General features: G+C 34.4%; 21 protein-coding genes and 3 tRNA genes. 10 read left to right on the top strand and 14 right to left on the bottom strand.

The window, feature by feature from the left end; all coding sequences use genetic code 11:
* Positions 1-59: 59 nt before the first annotated feature.
* The 10 genes from QF044_RS02330 to QF044_RS02285 all read right to left on the bottom strand — a co-directional run bounded on the left by QF044_RS02330 (position 60) and on the right by QF044_RS02285 (position 9,774).
* Positions 60-749 carry an OmpA family protein gene (locus tag QF044_RS02330; protein WP_307263170.1) on the bottom strand — a complete coding sequence of 230 codons (690 nt, stop codon included), beginning with the start codon at positions 747-749 and terminating at the stop codon, positions 60-62.
* A gap of 25 nt (positions 750-774) precedes the next feature.
* Positions 775-1,266 (bottom strand): lipocalin family protein, encoded by a 492-nt coding sequence (locus QF044_RS02325; protein ID WP_307263168.1) that lies wholly within the window; start codon positions 1,264-1,266, stop codon positions 775-777.
* Positions 1,267-1,390: 124 nt separating this feature from the next.
* Positions 1,391-3,076, bottom strand: coding sequence for a S8 family serine peptidase (locus QF044_RS02320; RefSeq protein ID WP_307263166.1), 1,686 nt, complete (start codon positions 3,074-3,076; stop codon positions 1,391-1,393).
* Positions 3,077-3,164: 88 nt separating this feature from the next.
* The gene (locus QF044_RS02315) at positions 3,165-3,779 is read right to left on the bottom strand and encodes a WbqC family protein (RefSeq protein WP_307271907.1); all 615 of its coding nucleotides are present in this window, start codon (positions 3,777-3,779) and stop codon (positions 3,165-3,167) included.
* Positions 3,780-3,839: 60 nt separating this feature from the next.
* Positions 3,840-5,486: a signal peptidase I gene (lepB, locus tag QF044_RS02310; protein WP_307263164.1), complete on the bottom strand. Its 1,647-nt coding sequence runs from the start codon at positions 5,484-5,486 to the stop codon at positions 3,840-3,842.
* 125 nt (positions 5,487-5,611) lie between these two features.
* Positions 5,612-6,313 carry a 4-hydroxy-tetrahydrodipicolinate reductase gene (gene dapB, locus QF044_RS02305; protein WP_307263161.1) on the bottom strand — a complete coding sequence of 234 codons (702 nt, stop codon included), beginning with the start codon at positions 6,311-6,313 and terminating at the stop codon, positions 5,612-5,614.
* A gap of 67 nt (positions 6,314-6,380) precedes the next feature.
* Entirely contained in the window at positions 6,381-7,037 is a 657-nt protein-coding gene (locus QF044_RS02300) for a DUF5683 domain-containing protein (protein WP_307263158.1), read from the bottom strand.
* Positions 7,037-7,927, bottom strand: a complete 891-nt coding sequence (locus QF044_RS02295) for a ParB/RepB/Spo0J family partition protein (protein WP_307263155.1) — start codon at positions 7,925-7,927, stop codon at positions 7,037-7,039. Before QF044_RS02295 ends, QF044_RS02300 begins: the two co-directional genes overlap by 1 nt.
* Before the next feature lie 67 nt (positions 7,928-7,994).
* A complete protein-coding gene (locus QF044_RS02290) occupies positions 7,995-8,768 on the bottom strand; it encodes a ParA family protein (protein ID WP_307263153.1) in 774 nt (257 codons plus the stop codon).
* Between the two features lie 166 nt (positions 8,769-8,934).
* Complete coding sequence (locus tag QF044_RS02285) at positions 8,935-9,774, bottom strand: energy transducer TonB (RefSeq protein WP_307263150.1); 840 nt, start codon at positions 9,772-9,774, stop codon at positions 8,935-8,937.
* Positions 9,775-10,421: 647 nt separating this feature from the next.
* Here QF044_RS02285 and QF044_RS02280 point away from each other — a divergent pair.
* Complete coding sequence (locus QF044_RS02280) at positions 10,422-11,216, top strand: FkbM family methyltransferase (RefSeq protein WP_307263147.1); 795 nt, start codon at positions 10,422-10,424, stop codon at positions 11,214-11,216.
* A 9-nt stretch (positions 11,217-11,225) separates the two neighbouring features.
* A complete protein-coding gene (locus QF044_RS02275; protein WP_307263145.1) occupies positions 11,226-12,704 on the top strand; it encodes a lipopolysaccharide biosynthesis protein in 1,479 nt (492 codons plus the stop codon).
* Here QF044_RS02275 and QF044_RS02270 read toward each other — a convergent pair.
* The 4 genes from QF044_RS02270 to QF044_RS02255 form a co-directional block, all read right to left on the bottom strand.
* Positions 12,697-13,743, bottom strand: a complete 1,047-nt coding sequence (locus tag QF044_RS02270) for a hypothetical protein (protein WP_307263143.1) — start codon at positions 13,741-13,743, stop codon at positions 12,697-12,699. The genes QF044_RS02275 and QF044_RS02270 overlap by 8 nt on opposite strands.
* Before the next feature lie 109 nt (positions 13,744-13,852).
* Complete coding sequence (locus QF044_RS02265) at positions 13,853-14,707, bottom strand: glycosyltransferase family 2 protein (protein WP_307263141.1); 855 nt, start codon at positions 14,705-14,707, stop codon at positions 13,853-13,855.
* A gap of 111 nt (positions 14,708-14,818) precedes the next feature.
* Entirely contained in the window at positions 14,819-16,219 is a 1,401-nt protein-coding gene (gene aspA / locus QF044_RS02260; RefSeq protein ID WP_307263139.1) for an aspartate ammonia-lyase, read from the bottom strand.
* Positions 16,220-16,289: 70 nt separating this feature from the next.
* Positions 16,290-17,315 carry an N-acetylmuramoyl-L-alanine amidase gene (locus QF044_RS02255; protein WP_307263137.1) on the bottom strand — a complete coding sequence of 342 codons (1,026 nt, stop codon included), beginning with the start codon at positions 17,313-17,315 and terminating at the stop codon, positions 16,290-16,292.
* Between the two features lie 135 nt (positions 17,316-17,450).
* Here QF044_RS02255 and QF044_RS02250 point away from each other — a divergent pair.
* The 8 genes from QF044_RS02250 to QF044_RS02215 all read left to right on the top strand — a co-directional run bounded on the left by QF044_RS02250 (position 17,451) and on the right by QF044_RS02215 (position 22,773).
* Positions 17,451-17,535: transfer RNA gene (locus tag QF044_RS02250), tRNA-Ser, on the top strand.
* A 27-nt stretch (positions 17,536-17,562) separates the two neighbouring features.
* Positions 17,563-17,637 (top strand) — tRNA-Pro (locus QF044_RS02245).
* Between the two features lie 32 nt (positions 17,638-17,669).
* Positions 17,670-17,743, top strand: a tRNA-Arg gene (locus QF044_RS02240).
* Between the two features lie 439 nt (positions 17,744-18,182).
* Entirely contained in the window at positions 18,183-18,989 is an 807-nt protein-coding gene (locus QF044_RS02235) for a nucleotidyltransferase domain-containing protein (protein ID WP_307263135.1), read from the top strand.
* Between the two features lie 113 nt (positions 18,990-19,102).
* Positions 19,103-19,852, top strand: a complete 750-nt coding sequence (locus QF044_RS02230; RefSeq protein WP_307263133.1) for a hypothetical protein — start codon at positions 19,103-19,105, stop codon at positions 19,850-19,852.
* 247 nt (positions 19,853-20,099) lie between these two features.
* Positions 20,100-20,687, top strand: a complete 588-nt coding sequence (locus QF044_RS02225) for a hypothetical protein (protein WP_307263131.1) — start codon at positions 20,100-20,102, stop codon at positions 20,685-20,687.
* A 390-nt stretch (positions 20,688-21,077) separates the two neighbouring features.
* On the top strand, positions 21,078-21,461 hold the full coding sequence (locus QF044_RS02220; protein WP_307263128.1) for a hypothetical protein: 384 nt from the start codon (positions 21,078-21,080) through the stop codon (positions 21,459-21,461).
* Positions 21,451-22,773, top strand: a complete 1,323-nt coding sequence (locus QF044_RS02215; RefSeq protein ID WP_307263126.1) for a hypothetical protein — start codon at positions 21,451-21,453, stop codon at positions 22,771-22,773. Before QF044_RS02220 ends, QF044_RS02215 begins: the two co-directional genes overlap by 11 nt.
* The last annotated feature ends 62 nt before the right edge of the window (positions 22,774-22,835 follow it).

The following is a 22,835-nucleotide window of genomic DNA, read 5'->3' as shown; positions in this document are numbered from 1 at the left end:
AAAAATACAAAAAAAAACCGCCGAGGCGGTCTTTTACGAAAATATTTATATAAAATTAATTATTGCCCTTGTTTGGCATCATTAATCATTTTTTCATTTGCTGTAATAGCAAATTCTACTCTTCTGTTTTTAGCTCTTCCTTCGTCTGTATCGTTGGTAGCAACCGGCATAGCTTCACCTTCACCTTTTGTAAACATTCTGCTTGATGCAATTCCTTTTCCTGATAGGTATGCTTTTACCGCATCAGCTCTTCTTTGGGAAAGAGATAAGTTGTAAGCATCTGCACCTTTACTGTCTGTATGACCGTAGATATTAATATTTGTATCCGGGTTATCAGCAAGTACCTGAGCTAATTTATCCAGGTTGGTCTGAGCAATTGAAGTTAGATTAGAAGAGTCAAAAGCAAAGTTTACAATGCTTTCATTCATAGTAATTTTGATACCATCTCCTACTCTTTCTACTTCAGCTCCAGGTAAAGTTTCTTTAATTTGTTTAGCCTGCTTATCCATTTTGTTACCGATAACATTACCTGCAACTCCACCGATAATTCCTCCTAACACAGCTCCTAAAGCTGAGTTTTTACCACTCCCTACATTATTTCCTAAAATACCCCCAATCACAGCTCCTGATGCAACACCTACTGCTGTACCTCTCTGCTGGTGGTTAGAATTCTGAACGGCTTCACAGCTTGTTAATAATAATGCTGATGATAAGAATAATGCTCCTATATATGTTTTAGTAAATTTCATTTTTTTGATCTTTTATATTGATAAATTATTTCATTCCTGCTCTCTGGAAGTTGTAAACAACCTGTACTGTGCTTCCATCGAAAGGAACACTCTGTACAAGTGAGAACTGATCTGTAGACTGGTTGGTAATCGTTAGGGAATATCCTACAGTATTCTGCTTGGCTTTAGTTCCTTCAGCTATTTTTTTGAATAAGAATGTATTGCCATCTTTTACTTCAAATTTGATAGGGCGAGTAAGGCTTGGGCAAGCTCCACCACCATTTAAAGTATAGGCACCGGTATAATTATTTGGAATTAATCTCCAATGGCTTCCTACGAAACACTGAGCATCCGCTCCTTCATCAAAAGGTTTAATTTTGAATCCTTTTTCATAATCGACGCTTACAATTTCCCAATCTCCTTTTAATTTCAAATATTCGACTCTTTGGTTTTGAGACGTTTCAGCTTTTTTTACTGAGGAACAAGACACTGCAAAAAGTGATGTTCCAATCATCCCTGCAAGTAGTAACTTTTTCATTTTGTTGTTTATTATTTTGTTACTATAAAGTTACAAAAAACCGTGCCAAATTGAAAGATAAAAATAAAAAAAGTCCGAAAAATTCGGACTTTTTATGGTTTTACCTTATGTACAGGCAGATATATTATTTTTTAACAGCCTTTTTTATGGATTTCGCAGGCTTCTTATTAGCTGATGTTTTATTACCATTGTAGAAATTAGTATAAGCATATTCTGCAGCTTTCTGAAGATCTATTACGCCTCCAGCCTGAGAAAATTCAGGAAATTTGTTCTCTGCGCTTGGGTTGCTGCTTTTTACAAGGGCTTCAATGATCTGATCTGGTTTAAGATTGGGCATATAAGCTAATAATACGGCTGCTGCTCCTGCCACGACAGGTGATGCCATAGAAGTTCCCTGAAGGTATTTGTATTCGTTTTTAGGAACTGTAGAATAAATCTCTTCACCCGGCGCAAAAACGTTGACCATTTTCTTGTTAAAGTTCGAGAAGTCTGCTCTCAGTTGATTATTTCTGTTGGTGCTTGCTCCTACAACCAATACATTGTTTACAAATGGTTTTTCATCTGTCGTATTTTTAAAATTCGTAGGGAAAGCAAGGTGTTCAGCAACGTCTTCATTTTCGTTACCTGCTGCTTTTACCAGAAGAACTCCTTTATCTTCAGCATATTTGAAAGCATCCCAAACTACATTCTTCCCTGGAGATACCGGTTTACCGAAGCTCATATTTAAAATTTTGGCTCCATTATCAACAGCATATCTGATGGCATTAGCTACATCTTTATCTCTTTCATCACCATTCGGAACTGTTCTTACGGACATGATCTTAGCCACTTTTGAAGCTACTCCATACTGTATCTCTTTACCCTGAGGAAGACCTGCAATAATTCCGGCAACGTGTGTTCCGTGTTCTGCATCTGCTCCTTCATAATGGTTGTTTCCGTAAGATTTTTCAGAATAATCATCATAGTTATCACCTACGATTTCTTTTCTTGGATCATAGCTCAAATCATACTGCTTGGCTGCGGGTGCATAGTGATCTATTGCTTCTTTCATCTGCTCTTTCATTAGCTTTTCGAATTCAGCAGAAGACTTACCTTTAAATTCCGGGCTTTGGGAAACCTGACCTAAAACCTGAAGCGCAATGGCATCTTTTTGATCTGTAGGGGCTTTTATGGCAGCTAAAGTTTCTTCAGTAACAGGCTTTCCTCCTAAGAGTTTTATCATATTAGGAATGAGACTGTTGATCATTGTGTAAGTCTGTAGGTTTTGCTTTGCTTCAATACTTTTCTTGCCGAAAAGGTCTTTAGCTTTCATGTACATGGCAAACTCTTCCGGCATCTTAGCCTGATTCGCCTTGTTTTTTGTAGAGTCATCTCCTTCGAAAACAGGCTTATACTTAGCAACAACTCTTGTCACTTCCATATTATCGATATCAATGTCGCCATTTTTACCGCCTATAAAGTTCCAACCGTGTACATCATCAATATATCCGTTTCCATCATCATCTTTTCCATTTCCGGGAACTTCATTTGGATTGGACCATATATTTTTCACAAGACCTGGGTGATCAATCTGAACACCACTGTCTAAAACTCCTACTACAACCGTTTTAGGCTTAAGACCTTTAGATTCTAAATATTTATATGCATTTGCCGTATTTATTCCATATACTTTTGTTGCTGAAAAGTCTTTATGATACCAAGTCATCAGATCTTTATCTTCCTTTGGATCAATACTCTTTGCCTGGGATTCCTGTGCATAAGAGAAACTAAAGCCTGCCAGAAAAACAGCAGCTAATAATACCTTTTTCATATGTTGATAATTATTTTATTTGAGTCATATGCAAGCACCATGTTCATCTTTTGATTCCTGAGAATTTTTACTAATGGTACCTTCTATATTATTTAATACTTTTTATATAAGTCAGAGATTCAGGACCTTTGTTACAGATAAGGTCGAGAATCGATAAATCTTTTAAAAATCCCAATTTATCAGAGAAGGTCTGGTAATACTCTTCCACTATAAATTCAGAAGGAAGTTTTGCAGAAAATTTTTCTCTGAAATTGATACCTTCCGGATTTTTGATATATTCTTCATTCAAAGACTGTGCCTTTTCTGTTTTAAGGATCTGCTGAATGATTTCCAACCCTTTAAGATTAAAATCAAGAAGAAATTTCTCTTTCAGATCATATATTTTCACCAACTTATCTTCGTAGTATTCAAAGTAAGGAGAACTCTGATAGGCGGTTTTTATAGATTTCCAATGAAGGCTTCTCCAGTCTTCCCTGTAGGAAATCTCAGTATCTTTAAACTCTCTTTTCCCGTTATGGCTGATAGGAATAATCAAAGAAAGCTTCCCATTGGCACCATAGATATTGGTTCTGTTTCTATAGGTCTGCTTTGGAAAATTTTCAAACTGTTCAAATATAATCTCATTCTCAGGGTTTAAAAACACTGAAAACCATGAAATCGGGGGCATATAAAATACCGGCAATAATACATTCGTCATATTCATGATGCAAAAATGAAGCATTTTTTCAAATACTTCATTCTATTTTTTAAGTTTTAATCTAAATTATATTTCGTCTTCTGCTTTTTTCTTTCCGAATAACTTCATGAAATACTCCCAACCGAAGAAGAGGATAAGGATCATGGCTGCAATCCACCAGTATGAGGTTTTATTGGCCTCTCCTGTATTGGTTGCTTTGAACATCCTATCCCAACGAACCTTGAACGGAGCCTGATAAGTAGAGCTGCTGTCAGAGAAAGCTCCCTGAAGGCTCATCCATGTAAACATCGGCTTTCCTACAATATTTTCTTCCGGAACGAAACCGAAGAATCTTGCATCCAATGAAGCATCTCTGTTATCTCCTACCATCATATAGTAATCCTGTTGGATGGTATACTGATTAGCTTCTTTTCCATTGATCAATACCTTTCCATCTTTTTTCTCAAGCCTGTTGTGCTCATACTGAGAAATAATCCATTGATACATAGGAAGTGTTTCAGTATTGATAGCCACTACATCTCCTTTTTTAGGAATCCTTACCGGTCCGTACCAATCCTGGTTCCAAGGTTTGTTGATCGGGAAGATGGACTGAGTGGTGTCTATTTTTGTTTTGGCTTCGTCTCTGTAATATACTGCAGCTTCACCTTTAGGAGTGATATCCTCTTTCATATCAATGACCTGAGGAAGTGTTTTGATTTCTTTAGCTGTCTTATCAGTCAATCCCTGGAAGGCATAAATATATCCCTTTTCACCCTGAATTTCCTGTACCGGAAGGAATCCGTATGTATTATACAATGCAGGAATATCAAGCTGACTACCCGTATTTACTATATATCTGTGCTGTACTTCCTGATCGCCTAAAACTGTTTCCGGTTTTCCGTTGACGAAAAGTCTTCCGGCTCTCATTTCAAATGTATCTCCAGCTGTTGCTACACATCTTTTAACATAAGGATCTTTTCTGTCGATCGCTGTATGCACGGAATCACGAGGATAGTTGAATACTACCACATCATTTTTCTGTGGTTTACTGAACTGAAAAATTCTGGTATATGGAAGCTTCACGCCGTCTACATATGATTTAGGATCATCTTTTGGATTTCCTTTCTGTCCTGTATCCATGATAGTTCCCTGAAGGAATGGGATAGCGACCGGACGCATCGGCATTCTGTATCCGTAGCTCCATTTGTTCACGAAAAGGAAGTCACCCACAAGAAGTGTTCTTTCCATGGATCCTGTAGGAATTCCGAACGGCTGTGTTACAAAAACGTGAATAATCGTTGCAAAAACCACTGCAAAAGTAATGGACCCAATGAATGTATCTTTCTTTTTTAAGCTTTTCTCTTCGTCTGTCAGGAATAAGTCATCCGCATTTTCATCTTCCAATTCCACATCTTTAGAATAATTCACAGTTGCCATGTAAATAAAGGGCAGTATTACTGTAAGAAGCTGGTTCTGGAAAAGGTTTTTTCCAAATTTCTTCATTAAGTAAATATGGAAAACAGACATCATGATAGGTCCCACTATTGGAAAATAAGACAGGATTGCCCACCATTTCGGATGCTTGGTTTCCTTTAAAATAATAAAGTAATTATAGAAAGGTATAAATGCAAATAAGGGACTGTACCCCATTTTTTTAAACAACTTCCAAGTGGAAATCCCCATCAATACTGATAAAATGAGAACGTATACTGTATAAGTTAAAAAATAATTCATAGTTTTCTGTGCCTATCTGGTAATATAAATGATAAGTGATGATTTATAAATGATATTATCTGTTATCTACGCTTATAAATCATCATTTTTACTATTAGTTTATGGTTTGGTGCAATTGTTACAAACTAAAGTCCTAAAACATCGTTCATGGTAAAGTTTCCTTTTTTGTCTTTGATCCATTCTGCAGCCACTACTGCTCCAAGTGCAAAGCCGTCTCTGTTGAAAGCAGTGTGTTTTATTTCAATTTCGTCGACTTCACTTTTGTAATAAACGCTGTGGGTACCTGGAACTTCGTCTTCACGTATAGCAAAAATACCGAGTTCCTGGCCCTGGGTTTCCTCCAGTTTCCACGCATTAAATTTAGGATTATTTTTAATGATTCCTTCGGCGATAGAAATAGCGGTTCCGCTGGGTGCATCTTTTTTATGGATATGGTGAATTTCTTCAAGCTGGCATGAGTATTCATCCACATTTTTCATGATCTCGGCTACTTTTTCGTTAAGAGCAAAGAATAAATTGACGCCTAAACTGAAATTTGAACCGTATAAGAAGGCTGTATCATTATCTACAGCAATTGTTTCAATTTCATATTTTTTATCCAGCCAGCCTGTTGTACCACAGATGACCGGAACTTTATTTTCAAGACAGGCTTTAATATTGTCGTAAGCGACTTCCGGCAGTGAAAATTCAATAGCAACGTCCGGATTATTCAGATTTTCGGTTGTTGGAGTTTCTTTGAGACGTGCCACGATCTCGTGACCTCTTTTCTGTGCGATCTCATCTATGATCTTCCCCATTTTTCCGTATCCAACTAATGCTATTCTCATGTGATATCTATATTTATTTTGGTATCATGAATCTTACGGATTCTGATGATCTTTATTAAATGTTGTTTTAAAATCTATAACTTAAACTCAGGCCAGTTTTCGGAGCTGCATATCCGTACTGATCCTGTATAACCGTTGGATTGAAGGTAAGATCAGGGTCATGGCGGCTTTCATAAAGATGGGCATCTACTACGGCATCTACAATATTAAGAATGTAAATAAGACTGGTAATGGCAATAGCATAATCTCTTTGCCTTTTGTACCTGTCCTGAGCATTCCCAAAAGCTTTTTTATCAAGCCACGGATGACTGTCTACAAATTCATTGGGTGTACCGTTAAGCTTTGCTACGTAATATTCACGGTATTTTTTGTACTGGTTATTGCTCCAGATCGTGTATCCAATACCGGCTCCTACCGCTCCCCAGACAATAGGGATTTTGATGTATCTCTTGTTATAATACTGTCCCAGACCCGGAAATACTGCAGAATACAGCCCGGCTCTTGTAGGATTCAGCTTGATGGTTTTCTTTGTGGGGCCATTTGCATTTTCAAGATCTTCTACGATCTTAGCTTCTGTTTTTACAGATTTTGTAGGTTTTACCGTATTAATAACAGCAACACTGTCCTTCGGAAGAGGACCAATACGAATGGTGTCGCCCGGGGTTACCTGCGAATAAGCGAAAGCAAAAGTGCACAAAAGAAAAGTGAAAAATATTTTCTTCATTATTTAATATGGGATAAAATATATTCCAGCTCTTCTTCATTTTTGAAGTCCAGGACAATTTTACCTTTTTTACCGTTTCCGGAAGTTTTGATCTCTACTTTTACGTCTAAAATATCAGCGATTGTTTTTTGAGCTCTTTTATAGTTGTTATTGAGCTCAGTAGTTACTTTTTTCGCTGCTGGTGATTTAGGGTTCTTCAATGCTGTTGCCGCTTGTTCAGCCTGGCGTACATTGAGTTTTTCTTTGATAATCAGATCAAATAAGATTTGCTGATACTCTTCATTCTCAAGGCTGATAATTGCCCTTCCGTGTCCTGCAGAGATTTCACCGCTTCTGATGGCATTCTGAATATCAGGATTCAGTCTTAGTAATCTGATAGAATTGGTAATAGTACTCCTATCTTTTCCTACTCTTTGGCTCAGATTTTCCTGGGTAAGGCCGATCTCATCCAAAAGCCTCTGGTAGGTAAGAGCGATTTCAATTGCATCAAGATCTTCTCTCTGAATATTTTCAACAAGAGCCATCTCAAGAAGCTCCTGGTCATTTACTAAACGGATATAAGCAGGAATGGTAGGAAGTCCGGCAATTTTACTTGCACGGTAACGTCTTTCTCCTGATATGATCTCGAATTTCTCACCATCTTTTCTTAAGGTAACCGGCTGGATCACGCCTAAGTTTTTGATGGAAAGGGCAAGCTCGTTCAGTGCTTTCTCGTCAAAATAAGTTCTCGGCTGGGTAGGATTGGGATAGATATCTTCAAGGGCTACCTCTACGATATTCCCTACAAACTTATCTGCACCCTCATCGGTAGCGGAGTTGATGCTCGCCTTGGATTCAGCACTTAAAATAGCGCCTAAACCTCGTCCCATAGCTCTTTTTTTGTCCTTCATAGATATAATTGATAAATGCTGATTGATAAGTGATGCTTTACACCACTATCCACCATTTATTATTAAATTAATTTTTTACTAAATTTTCGTTTTTCAACAGAACTTCTTCTGCCAGCTGAATATACTGTATAGCTCCTTTACTTTCTGCATCATAATTAAGAATACTTTCTCCGAAACTTGGAGCTTCACTTAGTCTGACGTTTCTGCTGATGATGGTTTCAAAAACCATGTCGGGGAAATGAGAATTCACTTCTTCCACAACCTGGTTAGACAATCTTAATCTGCTGTCGTACATGGTAAGAAGAAGACCTTCAATCCCTAAATCTTTATTATGAATCTTCTGTACATTTTTCACAGTGTTCAAAAGCTTGCCTAATCCTTCCAATGCAAAATACTCACACTGAATCGGGATAATCACAGAATCTGCCGCAGTAAGTGCATTCACTGTTATAAGTCCTAAACTGGGTGCGCAGTCAATAATAATATAATCATAATCATCTCTCACCTCTGCCAATGCTTTCTTCAGCATATACTCACGGTTTTCTTTATCCACGAGCTCAATTTCCGCTGCTACCAGATCAATATGTGAAGGGATGATATCCAGATTGGGAGAAGCAGTTCTTTTGATACAAGATCTTGTCTCTGCACTGTGCTCCAATAGATTATACGTTGAGTACTGAACATCTTCCACTCCAAGACCGGAAGTAGCATTTGCCTGTGGATCAGCATCAATAATCAGTATTTTTTTTTCCAATACCCCTAATGCTGCCGCCAGATTTACTGCTGTGGTTGTTTTTCCAACTCCTCCTTTTTGATTAGCGATACCTATGATTTTTGCCATTATTAGAACTTTAGGTTTCAAAAATACACTTTTTTCTTTGCTATCCATGAGTGGAGAAATCCAAAATCAAGTTAAAATATTGTTAATAAGCAATTTAAGAATTAAAAAAATTATCCACAAAAAAAATTCTTTGTGGATAACTATCAAGATTTGTTTTTTATCTTACTTATTCAAAGTTCATCGTGATTGGAAATTTGAAATAACTTCTTACGTTTTCACCCTGTTTGTTTTTAGCTGGTTTCCATGTTCCGCCAATGCTTTTAATGGCTCTCATAGCTTCTTTATTAAATTCAGCATCTGCCCCGTTCGCTTTGATTCCGGAAATAGTTCCATCTTTTTCTACTACAAAAGTAATCACGGTTCTCATAGTATCTCCCTGCCCTTCAAAACCTGATGAATCAAATTTATTGATCATTTTATTTCTGAATGAATCAATTCCTCCAGAAAATGCAGCCTCAGCGCTTAATTCTCCGGCAGCTGCAATGTGATTATCAGGAACCGGAGCTGGTGGGGTTGGTGGAACATAAGGAACGGCAGGACCCGGGCCAGCTTGAGGCGGAGCTGAATGATAGCTAGTTTTCGCAATTAATCCATCATTATTATTTTCTGTTCCAGCTACTGCCCCTTCAATTTTCTCTACCACTTTCTCATGAGTTACTTCTGCCTTAGGCTCTGGCAGCCTTTTATCAATAGTTTTAACCTTTTCAGGTAGGACAACAGTCTTTTCAATCTGCAAAGGCGGTTTTTCTATTTGATCGACCTTTTTTAGCTTAATAACTAGTGGAGGTCCATCTACAGGTACATGTACAGAGGGTTCAGTTCTGAATGCTGAAATGATAAGCGGCGTTATTGAAACAGCGGCCAATAGACTCACGCCCACAAACAATGCTTTGGTTAATATTCTATCCGATTCATTTCTTAATGCATAGGCACCGTATTCTTTGTTTCGGTGCTCAAAAAGGATTTCGTTGAAACGAAATTCCTGATTTTGGTTTAGGTGTTTCATCACTATTAAATATTTAAACTGTTAAAATAGGTGATTATTAGTTTTATGTGTCCTTATCGATAAGTAATGATTGGATATCAAAATATCTGCCAAAATTTTATTAAAATGTTAACATTTTGAAATTAATGATGATAATATTAAAATTTTAACATTATTACACCTTACAAATCTTCAAAATGAAGCATCTATTCATTTCGATTTTCGCAAAAAAGCTGATAGTATTTATAAAATAGGTACCATAAAATAAAAAGAAATGAAAATTACATTTTAAAATGGATGAATATTTATAAATTTGTATTTTACAATTATGATAAACCACCCCGTCAAAAATTCTTTGAATTTTCGCCACCCTCCAACGGAGAGGGAATATCGAACCGACGAATATTTGGCGAATGCTTTTTAATTGCGGGATTTTTGTTTAAGCAAATTTAAACACAGTCTTTTATTATCATTAATGGGGCTAAATTGAAGAAGAATTCAACTGCGAGAATTGCAGTTTTTTGGCAAAAGAGCAACATTTTAAAAGTCAATTTCTTATAAAATAATACTTAAAATTTACTTCCTGACAATCAATACGTTATATTTATTATTTTTTAACATTAGTTTAACATTTTTGCTTATCTTTGCTTTTCGTCAAACAATTAAGGATGTCTTTATACCAAAAAATTGCAGAAAAACTACAATATATAAGTCCGAGTTTTTATAAGAAAAGATATTTTAAGAATTTAAACAATCTTACTCAAGATAATTTTTCGGGCCGGAATGTAGAACCGGAACTGGTATGGATCAAGGAGTACCTTCCCAACAGTGCTGTAATTCTGGACATCGGAGCCAATGTTGGAACTTTTCTTTATCAGCTGGAGAACAAGCTGAATCATGAAAATATTTATGGTTTTGAACCGAACAAAAAGCTCTATCATCGTTTGAAAAGACTTTTTCCAAGAATGAGGGTATTACCCTTAGCGCTTTCTGATGAAAACACGACAGCTGAATTTAAGATCCCGATGATCAACGGCAGACTGATTGCTTCCCGCGGTACCTTGAATACTTCCTATAAAGAAAAAGGAGAAGAAAAGAGCTACACAGAAAAGGTAAAGGTGATCAAACTGGATGACTGGGCCGCCATAGAACATTTCAGCAGGCTGGATTTCATCAAAATAGATGTGGAAGGAAACGAAATGAAAACACTGTACGGCGCCAAGAAGATCATCAAGCAATTTCTTCCGACACTGATGGTTGAAATGGAACAAAGACACCACGAAAATCCTATATGGAACGACATTTCTGAAGTGAAAAGCTGGGGATACGACGCCCGATATCTTAACCGTGAAAGTTTTAAGCTGGAACTTCTGACTGAAGAGATCCTGATACGCAATACAAACGATGAAAAAAATAAGACGAGCTATATCAACAATATTATTTTCACGCCAAAAAACCATTAAAAGAACATTATGAGTGTAGTAGCGAGACAAGGCTTCAAATATTCCATCATAGGTTATATTGGTTTTCTGCTGGGTACCATATCCGCCATTTTTATTTTTCCTTACAATTTTGAGTTTTATGGAAAGCTGCGCTATATTCTTCCTGCAGCAGAAATGCTGGTACCTGCAGTGGTACTGGGTATCTCCTACTCGAACGTAAAGTTTTTTCAGAGGGTAGAAAGGGATGGTAAAAACCAGAACATGCTGTCATTATCTCTGCTTACGATCTTTATTAATTTTATCATTTTTACAGGTATCTTTTTTATCCTTCCTTATATTTTTCCAAAATTCAAACACACGGAAGCATGGAAGCTGAAAGAAATGATTCTTCCACTGATCCTTATTCTTTCGCTCTGTGCCATTTTCAACAAGTATACATCTAATTACAAACGAATTGTAGTCTCTAATATTTTTGACAACCTTTTCCCTAAAATAGCTAATCTTGGAGCTTTTTGTCTCTATGCCTATTTTTTACTGTCCCAAAAAATTGCTTTTGCTTTCTTCTTCGGTATTTTTGCTTTAATGCTTTTCGGATATATTTATTATACTAATAAGCTTGAAAAGATTCAGCTGGATTTTAATACGGATTACTTTAAGAAAGATAAGTTCTGGAAAGAGTTTTTCAATTACAGTTTTTTTGGATTTTTGGGAACTTTTGGAAATTATTTAGCGATCAACAGTTTTATGATCGGTGAATTCCTGGGAATGGAGGAAGTAGGAATTTACTCTGTTCTTTATGCATTAATCTCATTGATTTCTATTCCTCAGCTTGGGCTGTTTAATATTTCTGCGCCGATCATCAATAAGACATTGGCTGACGGTGATATGGAGGAGCTGGACCGGTTTCACAAGAAGACTTCTTTATCTTTATATTTTCTGGGTGCTGTTCTTTTTTCATGTATCATGGTAGGATTTCCTTATCTGACGCAATTCATGCCTAAGAACGGAACTATGCTCCGGGAATATGAGCCTGTGGTATGGATCTGGGGTTCTGCCGTTCTGATCGATCTGGCGACAGGTTTTAATGGAAATATTATTTCGCTTTCCAAATATTACAGATTTAATATTCTGATCATGCTTCTCCTGGCAGGTCTTACAGTGGGACTGAATTATTATTTTATTAAAAATACAGATCTAAAACTAATCGGAATCGCTTTATCTACGGCAATTTCATTAACCACTTATAATGTTATTAAGATCGCTTTCAACTACTTTGTTTTCAAGGTTTCTCCTTTGAGCATCGAAATGATCTTTGTTTCTATTATCTGTACTTTAGCGATTACTGTAGCCATTGTACTCCCTAATTTCAACAATAACCTGATCAACCTGATTTACAAACCGGCTGTTGTTTTATTACTGATCTATATTGGTAATTATTTCACAAAAGTATTTCCACTTGAGGATTATCTGAACGCAAAATTTATCAAGAGTATTTTTAAATTTAAATAGAAGTTAAGCGCTCAAGAAGTTCTTCCAGTTTTCTAAGAACTGTATTTTTGCTGTAATTTTTCTGGAAATCAAAACGGTTTTTTTTAAGCGTTTTAAACTGTTCTATGATATGTTCTTTCTCAGGGACAATAAATTCTAATTTTGAAGGATAATTCTTCGGAAAAACAGCTGTTTTACCATATTTGATGGCATCCCCCAGGTTTCCGGTCATTTTGGTTACCCCATATATTTCTTCCCTGCTGAAGAATTGCGCTTTATTCCGGACAGGGCACCACAGAACATCAGCTTTCTGCATTTCTTTTTCAAAATCAGCATTTGAAACCCTTTCTGAAAAATACCGCACAGAAATATTTTCAGGAAGCTTCTGTGAAAGCTTTTCCAAATGTTTCAACTCATCATCTTTTGCTTTTCCGAGAAATATAAATTCACATTTTTCTTCAGTTTTTAAATTTTCAATGGTTTTAAAAACATACTGATAATCTCTTCTTTTTTGAGAAACCCCACCAGGAATAACAATAACAAGGTTTTTATTCTCCGGCTGTTCAAAATTTTCACTGTAAAATAAAGGCAAAAATTGATAAGGCACCGACGCGAGTTCTTCATCCAGCACCAAAAGACTTTTAGCATTCCGGTAAGCCTTTGATGTATAAAACAATCCTTCTTTCCACCAAAGCTTCAGCCGGTAAATAATGTCGCCCTTAAAAATACTCCTCATCAAAGCACCCTTTGAAGCTACAGAAAAATTGATATTGTGAACAATTACGGCTGTAGTATACTTTTGAGTCAACGCATGAAAAGTATTAAAATACCGGTGAACGGTCCCGATAATGATGAGATCATAGGTCTTCAATTTCAGCTGCTCCAGAATCATGGAGCTGTCAGATAAAAACACCGTTTCTCCATTCTCACTTACCAAATCTTTAATCTTTTTGGAAAAATAATAATCTACGGTAAAACCCGAGGAGTCGTTCATAATATCCATGAAAGCCTGCGCAATTTCGGCGTGGGTATCTATTTCTATGTAGGCTATTTTTTTCAATTAGAGATTAGAGATTAGAGATTAGAGATTAGAGATTAGAGATTAGAGATTAGAGATTAGAGATTAGAGATTAGAGATTAGCAAAGGTAAAATGTAACTGATTCTTTTTTTACATTTTCAGCCACTTCTTCTTCAGCATTTCCCAACGTTTGTTATTGATCGATTTCTGTTCGTCTTTTGAAATCTTGAGTTCAAGCTTTTCTGATCTACAAGTCTCGTAAGCTTTGATAATGTTGAAGAAAAAAGACACAGACTTGATTTTTGCAGCTTCTTTTGAAGAGGCAATATAAGCTAGAAACCTGTTCAATCCTAAAAAGTAAAAATACCTGCCGTAATAATCTGCCGGCCTGATGGTATAATCGGCACCTTTCACTTTGATCAGCTTTACCTGGAGTTCAGGAAGGACAATTTCTTTCCATCCTAAATCTTCCAGCAATATAGAATCAATATTATCCCAACCCAATGTTTCTCTTAAACCTCCTATCTGCAGAAAACATTCTTTGCGATAAGCTTTCATAGGGCCTCTCACGTGATGTTTATTTGAATTCCCTTCATACACCCAGTTGCTCTCCTTTTCTACATACAGCAATCCGCCAACAAGTCCAAATTCAGGGTTATTTTTAAAAGCACTTTCCACTGTTTCCAAATAGTTTTCAGGAAGAATAATATCAGCATCAAATTTACAGATGATATCAAATTCATCAATATCCTGGATTTTCAATCCGTTTTTGAATGCATTCACCACTTTAGAACCCGGCTGATGGGCAGATTTCTGAAGATCTACTGTTTGAAAACGTGAATCACGATCTGTATATTTCCTGATCACTTCTGCAGTTCTGTCTGTGGAACCGTCATTAACAACTACAGTCTTGAAATCTTTGAAGCTCTGCTGCTGTAAAGAATCCAGTGTGAATGGAAGATTTTCCTCTTCGTTATGGGCAGGAATGATGATTAAGAACCTCAAGCGATTGAATTATGAGTTATGATAGGTAATGAGTAATTAGCAATAAAAATAGGCGATCATTAATCCTGAATGAAATCATCACCCATTATTGATCAATGATCGCCTATGTTTTTATTTGTTGTGTGGCTTCAGCATGTTTTTAGGATCAAGAATTTCATCTAATTTTTCCTGGGAAAGAATTCCTTTTTCCAAAACAAGATTATAAACACTGTTTCCGGTTTCTAAAGCTTCTTTTGCAATCTCCGTCGATTTCTTGTACCCGATATACGGGTTAAGAGCTGTTACGATACCGATGCTGTGTTTTACCATATTCAGGCAGATTTCTTTATTTGCTGTAATTCCTACGATACATTTATCACGAAGCGTATCCAGGGCGTTACAAAGGAAATTAATATTTTCCATGATGGCGTGTGAAAGGACAGGTTCCATGACATTAAGCTGCAGCTGGCCTGCTTCCGCAGCAAAGGTTACAGTAAGATCATTTCCAAATACTTTAAAGCATACCTGATTCACGACTTCCGGAATAACAGGATTTACTTTTCCAGGCATAATAGATGACCCCGGCTGCATTGGAGGAAGGTTGATCTCAAACAATCCGGCTCTGGGACCTGAAGAAAGCAGTCTCAAATCATTACAGATTTTTGAAAGCTTCACTGCAAGACGTTTTGTAGCCGAAGAATAGATGACATATGAGCCTGTATCCGGTGTGGCCTCAACAAGATTCGGTGCAGAAACAACCGAAAAACCTGTGATCTGAGCAAGATTTTTAGCACAAAGTGTAGCATATCCTATCGGAGCATTGATTCCTGTTCCGATGGCAGTAGCTCCCATATTGACTTCAACAAAAAGATTCGCGTTGTTGTTTAATTTGGAAATATCCTCTTCCAAAGTAGCAGCATACGCTTCAAATTCCTGTCCTAATGTCATTGGAACAGCATCCTGAAGCTGGGTACGCCCCATTTTGATCACATCGTGAAATTCGCCGCCTTTTGCACGGAAAGCTTCAACAATTTTCTCAAGTCTTTCAACAAGACCGATATTCATGTGCAGCAATCCCATTTTAATGGCTGTAGGATAGGCATCGTTGGTCGATTGAGAAAGATTGACATGATCATTGGGTGAACAGAATTCGTACTCTCCTTTATTTTTTCCTAATTTTTCTAAAACGATATTAGCGATCACCTCGTTCGCATTCATATTGATTGAGGTTCCGGCTCCTCCCTGGATCATATCCACAGGAAACTGATCGTGATACTTCCCTCCTGCTATTTCATCACATGCTTCTGCTATTTTGAAGTAAAGAGTCTCCTCTAGTAAACCTAATTCATAATTCGTTTTTGCTGCTGCTTTTTTTACGAAAGCCAGACCTTTGATAAAGTCCGGGTAGGAAGACAGAAGCTGTCCCGAAATTTTGAAGTTATCGATCGCTCTCTGCGTCTGTACTCCGTAATAAGCATCTATAGGTACATTTAACTCTCCTAAAAGATCACTCTCTTTTCTGAAATTTTCCATTACAGATATTTTAACTGTTTTTATTTTTTAAATATAGCAAAAACGCATCTGAACCGATGCGTTTTAATTCTTATTTCGCTGGATATTTTTGATTTAAAGCCTGAAGGACCGCCCAAGTTTCAGCATCCATAATCCCGTCATAATTCTGTGGACGGAAATGGTACTGAAAGGCCTCGATTGTTTTTTTCGTTGCATCATCCCATTTACCGCTCAGATCCAGATAATATCCGAATTTCTGCAATGCAGTCTGGATTAAGAAGATAAAGGAAGGATCATTATACCTGATAGGGACATCTTCCTGTGCTACAGCAAAGAAATTCTGCTTGGTAGTTTCATCATACCACATTCCAAGCTGGTATTCATCATAGAGCTTTTTCCATGGAAACATGGGTCCCGGATCCTGCTTTCTTGTAGGTGCAATATCGGAATGGGCAAGAACATTGGTGGCCGGAATCTGATATCGGGTTGCAATATCTTTAGCAAGCGCAGCCACTTTTTTTACCTGATCCTCACTGAAAGGGGCAAATATTCTTTTTCCGGTAGCATCTGCTGTATATCCTGCATTAACGATCTCAATACCGATAGAGTTATCATTAAGGTTTTTATCATTTCTCCAGGCACTTACTCCGGCATGATAGGAACGTTTATTCTCGTCCACCAGCTGGTAGATCTCATTATCTCCGGTATTATTGACCAGATAATGTGCACTTACACCCTGCTGGGTAAGAACCGTAATGGATTTATCATCAGGAAGTGCAGTATAATGCAGTATAAGATATCGCTGTCTGAAGTTCTGTGCAATGGCTGGAAAATAAGTCTTTACGACTTTATATCCCGGCACTTTTGCAGAAACAATAGATCCATAGCTTGCAGTATTGTCATTTTTTGCCGGATCAGCAAGATTGGTTGTAAAAAACTCCACTCCATGTTCGTTGGTAATTTTTGGTTTCGGAGTTTCGGCAACCGGAGTTTTAACTGCGGGTTTGGCCTGTGATACCGGGGCTTTCGGCTTGTATGTATTTTTTTTTACATTTTGTTGGGAAGTACATGAAAAAACAAAAGTACTTAATCCGATGATATATAATGTCTTACGCATCAGTTTAATTTTTTAATCATTTATCACCTCAAAAATACACAAATTTTTCTTGAATTTTATTTGGTAAATAAAGAAATCTATTCTATATTTGCACTCGCAATAACGGAACAACGATCATTAAAAAATAAGATAAAAGGAGGGTTGCCAGAGTGGTTAATGGAGCAGTTTGCTAAACTGTCGACGTGCAAGCGTCGCAAGGGTTCGAATCCCTTACCCTCCGCATTTCTTTTTCTTACAATATATTCTTCGGGGCGTAGCGTAGTCCGGTCATCGCGCCTGGTTTGGGACCAGGAGGTCGCAGGTTCGAATCCTGCCGCCCCGACAGTTTTATTAATTTTCTCAAAATTATTTAATGGGTGCGTAGCTCAGCTGGATAGAGCATCTGCCTTCTAAGCAGACGGTCAAAGGTTCGAATCCTTTCGCGCTCACTACCTGAAAATCAAGTCTTTACAGCAATGTAGAGACTTTTTTATTTTTACTAAGGTCAGGTCTAGGGTCAGGTATTTTAGTAAACAGTAGTAAAAAGAATCTAAAATTATCTTAATAAAAATTAAACTCTTCCTACCCTTTCAACAACACATCAAGCAAAATTTACTTCTATAGAATTCCCTAAAAAATCAAATTATTTTTTTTCTTCCATAGACCATAGAAAATCTTAAAAATTCTAATGGGGGGATTACCAAAAACTAAAAATGAAGGGGGAGTTGTATTCCATATAGGTAACTTTGTGGGATATTTAATTTTGAAATCCATTAAAATACAAGCACTATTTTTTAAGAATTTTAAATATAGTATTTTTACCTATTGCATCACTTAAATAATTAACTTACAATTGCTCTATAAAAAATAACAAATCACTTACTTCTAATGGCAACATCTTTAAATTATTATTTAAAACAATTATCATCTAATTATTACTTAAAAAATGATTCAGAAGAGTTAAAAAGAATCAATAGTTCAATTGAAAATCTTTTTAAGAACCTTGATAAAGATTTAGAATATCTGATGAAAAAACGCTTTATTTTCGGTTCTTTTGATAGAGATACTATCTTACCTAGAAAATATGATTCAAATTCAGATATTGATATAATGGTTGTTTTTAATCATACAGAATATGAGAGAACACCAGAAACATATAGAAATTGGTTAAAACATTTTGCTGATAAATATTATAAAGACAGATATGGTTCAGAAGTAATAAAAACGTTTCCGACTGTAACATTAAAGTTGAATAATATAAAATATGATTTGGTTCCAGCAAAAGAAGAAATAACATTTTACTCATCACAATTATATATTCCAGGAGAATATGGTTGGGTTTCTACAAATCCAAACGATGTGAAAGATAATTTAATAAATGTCAACAAAAAGTATGATTATATAGTAAGACCTATTATTAGATTATTAAAAGCTTGGAATAGTAAAGTAGGAAATCCATTAAGTTCATATGATTTAGAATTACAAATAACTCAAATGAATTTTTTTAATGATGATATAGAAAAGGGGTTTTTTTGGGCTGGAAGAAGATTAAACATCCCTTATGGAGCAGCAAAATGGAAAAAAGATGAACTTAATAAATTATCATCAATAATATCTCAAATTGAAACTTATTTAGAAAACGATAATTCTTTGCAAGCAATAATTGAAATACATAAAATTTTACCATATTCTTAACTTCCTAATACAGGACTTTTGTCATATCTTAGGGAGCAGGCATATAAATTGACTATCAAAGAAACAATTATGACATGAACCAGAAGCACACGAAGATTTCGAAAAATTAGATTATGAATAGAATAGTTCCTCACAAAATTAATTATGATACAACAAGCTTAATAACTAAATTTCAATTTTGGTTAATGATATTAGGAACAGTTGCATCTTTAGTTACAATTGTATTAATTTTGCCCGAATGCATTAAAGCGTTTGTGGATATAATTATTTGTATTATTTCAATAATATATTTTATTTTAGAAATAATTTTCAGTAGCTTTTTTATTAAAGCTGAACAATCACGTATAGATGATTATATAGACAATGCTCTCAATTCTCAGCTATCTGATGAAAATTCAGAAAATTATTATACTAATGAAGAAATACAAAAAAGTATTTATAAACTAGGTGTTAACGGATATGAAAATGCTTTTTTTTCAAAAAATGTTGTAAAAGCAATGATAAAAAAGCAATTACCATTGTTTATATGCGTACTTATAATATATTTAGCTTCCATTTTTTTTATAGAAAAGGAATTACTAATAAAAATTTTTCAACTAATACTACCCATTTACATTATCAAAGAATTTATAAAGATATACTCATTTAATTCTAGATTACAAATTGTTTTAGATTTTTATAAGAAAATATTTACTACTGTGAAACTAGAAGATAGAGACCCTTTAATAATTAATAATATAATTTCGTATGAAAAATTAATATCCTCTTATAATATGCAGCTTGATTCAAAAATATTCCATAAACTAAACGATGATTCATCACAAAAATGGATTAATTTAAAAAACCGTTATAACATCAAGTAAATATTAATTAAACCCATTACAGCATTACATAATAGCAATATATTCGTAAAGGTTGGATGTATCTTAGAAACAATACTATTGCTCATAAAAATACCAGTTCTTTAGAGTTGTATGAACATATTTATAATATAGAACATGAAAAAATATATAATCTGTCCATGGAGCTGAAAATTTTATACACAGAATTTAATAATTTAACTACTCAAATAATCTATTCGATTATAGATTTTATTAAGAAGAAATAACGATGATGCAAGAATTAATAAATCACTATGATAAATTAATTTTAGGGATAGATAAAAATATTAAAGGTTTAAAAATTTATCCTGAAATATTAAATGAAGAAAGAAATCATAAATTTCACTTTATTCTTAATAAAATATTGCATAACTCACTTGTAGTTAGTGACATCCTATTGGGTTTAAAGTACTTAGATTTAAGTAATGTTTTAAATAACGGTATTGAAAGAGCTTACTTTGCAAGGATTGTTGCCCTTAATTCATATGAAATACTAATTAACTCTGGTAGGCTCACTGGGAATAAAGATGTTAAAGAAATTCTGAAACAAATAAATGATAATGAAATAGATGAAGAACTTAAACAACTTAAAATTAAAATACAAGCCCTGAAAGATGAGGAAAGATATTTGAAAGAAATCAGGACAAATATTATTGCTCACAAAGATGAAAACCCATTTACACAAATACAAGTTTTTCAGGATTTAGACCCTAAGAGAATATTTATAACTGGAAATAGTATTTTTAATTTACATCTGGAATTAAATAATTTCTTTTTGAAAATCCTTAATGAAATTCCGAATTTAGATAAAACATAATTTCTTCAATAGAAAAAAAAGAAAGTTCTCAACATATAATTTTTATAATAACTTTAAATTGTGTTTTAATGTGACAAGTTTTGTCGTTACCCTATTATACATTTGGAGAAAATTAATTGAGTATGAACAATAAATTAAAATGGAAAACCTTAATTTATGAGAATAAAGAAAAAGGCCTTAAGCTTAATTTTTAAAGCTTTAACAAAAGCATAATTGAATCTGCCATTTAATTAGTAATTGAGCAAATAACAGAAATTAAATATTTTTTTATCGTAATAATTATTTGAGGTTTTACTCTTATCTTAGCTTATAAATGAATATCATTTTAATATATCAAATGATTAAAATGTATATTTGTGAAAAAGTGATATATAATTTATAGAATTATTGATGGATTTGCTACACCAAGAACATATTAATAAAATAGAAAATTGTCCTCTTCAGAGTCAAATTGGAGAATTAAAACTTTATAGATGGGTTAACAAAGACAAGTTACTTGATTCATTTATTCCTATTGGAATTAGACCTAAACATAGTACTACTTGTTTAGCTTGGGGGCTTTCAACTTTCAATAGTAAAGATTCAGCAATTCAGGAACTTAATAACTTATCAAAGAGCATACGAAGAAAGTATAATGCAATTGCTTGGTGCAGTATAAAAGATGATGATGGTATAAAGCATCAGTCAGGCAATAAAAGACATCATTATACTTTTTACCCTAAAAGTAATTTTGATTTAATTAATAACTTTCAAGTTATAGAAGATGAAAACTAATTCTCACATTGATTTATCAATATTTGAAAAAATAGAAGATATTATCTTTTTAGATGAACCAATTCTTTCCCATTTAAAATTGAATGGAAAAGACTATCTTTTATATCTTGTAGAGAATTTAGATAATTCTGATATTTTTATTCTTTTTGATATAGATGAAGATGACATTTTCAAATACCTTACAAAAGGAATCTCTTTAAGAGAGATAATAATTAGAAAAAATATTCTTTTACTCCTTGAAAGGGATTTTGAAGGAGATGTTATTGATAATTGGTCAATAATGACTACATCTGTCTCTGAAGACTACTTACCTGACACTGATTCTTTTTTAGAGTACGAACCATTGGAAAACTCCTATTATTATGAAAAAATAAACGCATATAATCAAAAGCTATACTTACATGATTTAAGGAAAAATGCTTTTTATATAAAATTCTCAACTAATGATAGAAAGTATGGAGATACAATAGGGCTAAGAGAGTTAACAAATACATTATTGAAAAATTTATCAATATCATACAAGAATTTTGTTACGATAGATTTTGAAAAGAAATTTAGCAATATAATACCTGAAGAGAGGAAAAGGAATAGTGTGCTAAAATCGGTGTTTGAAGATACTGATTTGAGAATGGTTGACTTAAAATATGGTAGTTTTGAGATTGGTTTATCTACGGATAAATTGATGAAATCTCATATTGAGTTTAAAGAAGTAAAAGAATGGGCTAATGAGGTTGGAGATAACTATAAAAAAATAGTCTTAGATGACAATATTGATAGTACAGAAATAAAATCTTTATTAGATACATACTCTGATGAAGAACGAAACAGAATTTTTGACCCAGTTTTAAAGATTATCAAGAATCATAAATATGATTTAAAAGTAAAAGGTGCTAGAGAACAAAAATATAGTAACTTAGGCATTAATAAAATTAATGTTAGAGAACAGCTTGTTACGAAAAATATCTTAATGCAAGTAATGGAGGATGTTCCAAAACATTTGGAATTAATAACTGTCACTACAATAATTGATAAAAATAGTAAGAGAAAAACTATAAATCTTGAAGACACACTCTTTAGCTCAGTAAATTCTAGTGAATATGAATTAACCTATAACGATTTCAAAAAGTATGGATACGATAGTCTTTCTTTAGATGTACACATCCCTATTTCAATTGAGAATAATGATAGTCATATTTTATTGAAAGCAATCTATAATGAACAAACTTTTAATGTCACAGTTGACAATGATAAAATTGAAGAAGGCATAAGAAAATTAATTGATAAGATATACGAATATATTATTAATTTATAGCAGAAATTCCAATCTTCCTTTTGGATTAAATAAAACACTAAAAATCAATGATTTAATATTCA

The organism is Chryseobacterium sp. W4I1, from assembly GCF_030816115.1.
Taxonomy (GTDB): Bacteria; Bacteroidota; Bacteroidia; order Flavobacteriales; family Weeksellaceae; genus Chryseobacterium.
This window is presented reverse-complemented; position numbering and strand designations above follow the sequence as displayed.

Bases quoted from the DNA above. Each gene is read 5' to 3' on its own strand.
- QF044_RS02300 (WP_307263158.1), bottom strand. From the start codon at position 7,037: ATGAAGAAAATATTTTTCACTTTTCTTTTGTGCACTTTTGCTTTCGCT.
- QF044_RS02255 (WP_307263137.1), bottom strand. From the start codon at position 17,315: ATGCGTAAGACATTATATATCATCGGATTAAGTACTTTTGTTTTTTCA.
- QF044_RS02330 (WP_307263170.1), bottom strand. From the start codon at position 749: ATGAAATTTACTAAAACATATATAGGAGCATTATTCTTATCATCAGCA.
- QF044_RS02325 (WP_307263168.1), bottom strand. From the start codon at position 1,266: ATGAAAAAGTTACTACTTGCAGGGATGATTGGAACATCACTTTTTGCA.
- QF044_RS02320 (WP_307263166.1), bottom strand. From the start codon at position 3,076: ATGAAAAAGGTATTATTAGCTGCTGTTTTTCTGGCAGGCTTTAGTTTC.
- QF044_RS02275 (WP_307263145.1), top strand. From the start codon at position 11,226: ATGAGTGTAGTAGCGAGACAAGGCTTCAAATATTCCATCATAGGTTAT.
- QF044_RS02315 (WP_307271907.1), bottom strand. From the start codon at position 3,779: ATGAATATGACGAATGTATTATTGCCGGTATTTTATATGCCCCCGATT.
- QF044_RS02290 (WP_307263153.1), bottom strand. From the start codon at position 8,768: ATGGCAAAAATCATAGGTATCGCTAATCAAAAAGGAGGAGTTGGAAAA.
- QF044_RS02295 (WP_307263155.1), bottom strand. From the start codon at position 7,927: ATGAAGGACAAAAAAAGAGCTATGGGACGAGGTTTAGGCGCTATTTTA.
- dapB (WP_307263161.1), bottom strand. From the start codon at position 6,313: ATGAGAATAGCATTAGTTGGATACGGAAAAATGGGGAAGATCATAGAT.
- QF044_RS02235 (WP_307263135.1), top strand. From the start codon at position 18,183: ATGGCAACATCTTTAAATTATTATTTAAAACAATTATCATCTAATTAT.
- aspA (WP_307263139.1), bottom strand. From the start codon at position 16,219: ATGGAAAATTTCAGAAAAGAGAGTGATCTTTTAGGAGAGTTAAATGTA.
- QF044_RS02230 (WP_307263133.1), top strand. From the start codon at position 19,103: ATGAATAGAATAGTTCCTCACAAAATTAATTATGATACAACAAGCTTA.
- QF044_RS02285 (WP_307263150.1), bottom strand. From the start codon at position 9,774: ATGAAACACCTAAACCAAAATCAGGAATTTCGTTTCAACGAAATCCTT.
- lepB (WP_307263164.1), bottom strand. From the start codon at position 5,486: ATGAATTATTTTTTAACTTATACAGTATACGTTCTCATTTTATCAGTA.
- QF044_RS02220 (WP_307263128.1), top strand. From the start codon at position 21,078: ATGGATTTGCTACACCAAGAACATATTAATAAAATAGAAAATTGTCCT.
- QF044_RS02225 (WP_307263131.1), top strand. From the start codon at position 20,100: ATGATGCAAGAATTAATAAATCACTATGATAAATTAATTTTAGGGATA.
- QF044_RS02215 (WP_307263126.1), top strand. From the start codon at position 21,451: ATGAAAACTAATTCTCACATTGATTTATCAATATTTGAAAAAATAGAA.
- QF044_RS02280 (WP_307263147.1), top strand. From the start codon at position 10,422: ATGTCTTTATACCAAAAAATTGCAGAAAAACTACAATATATAAGTCCG.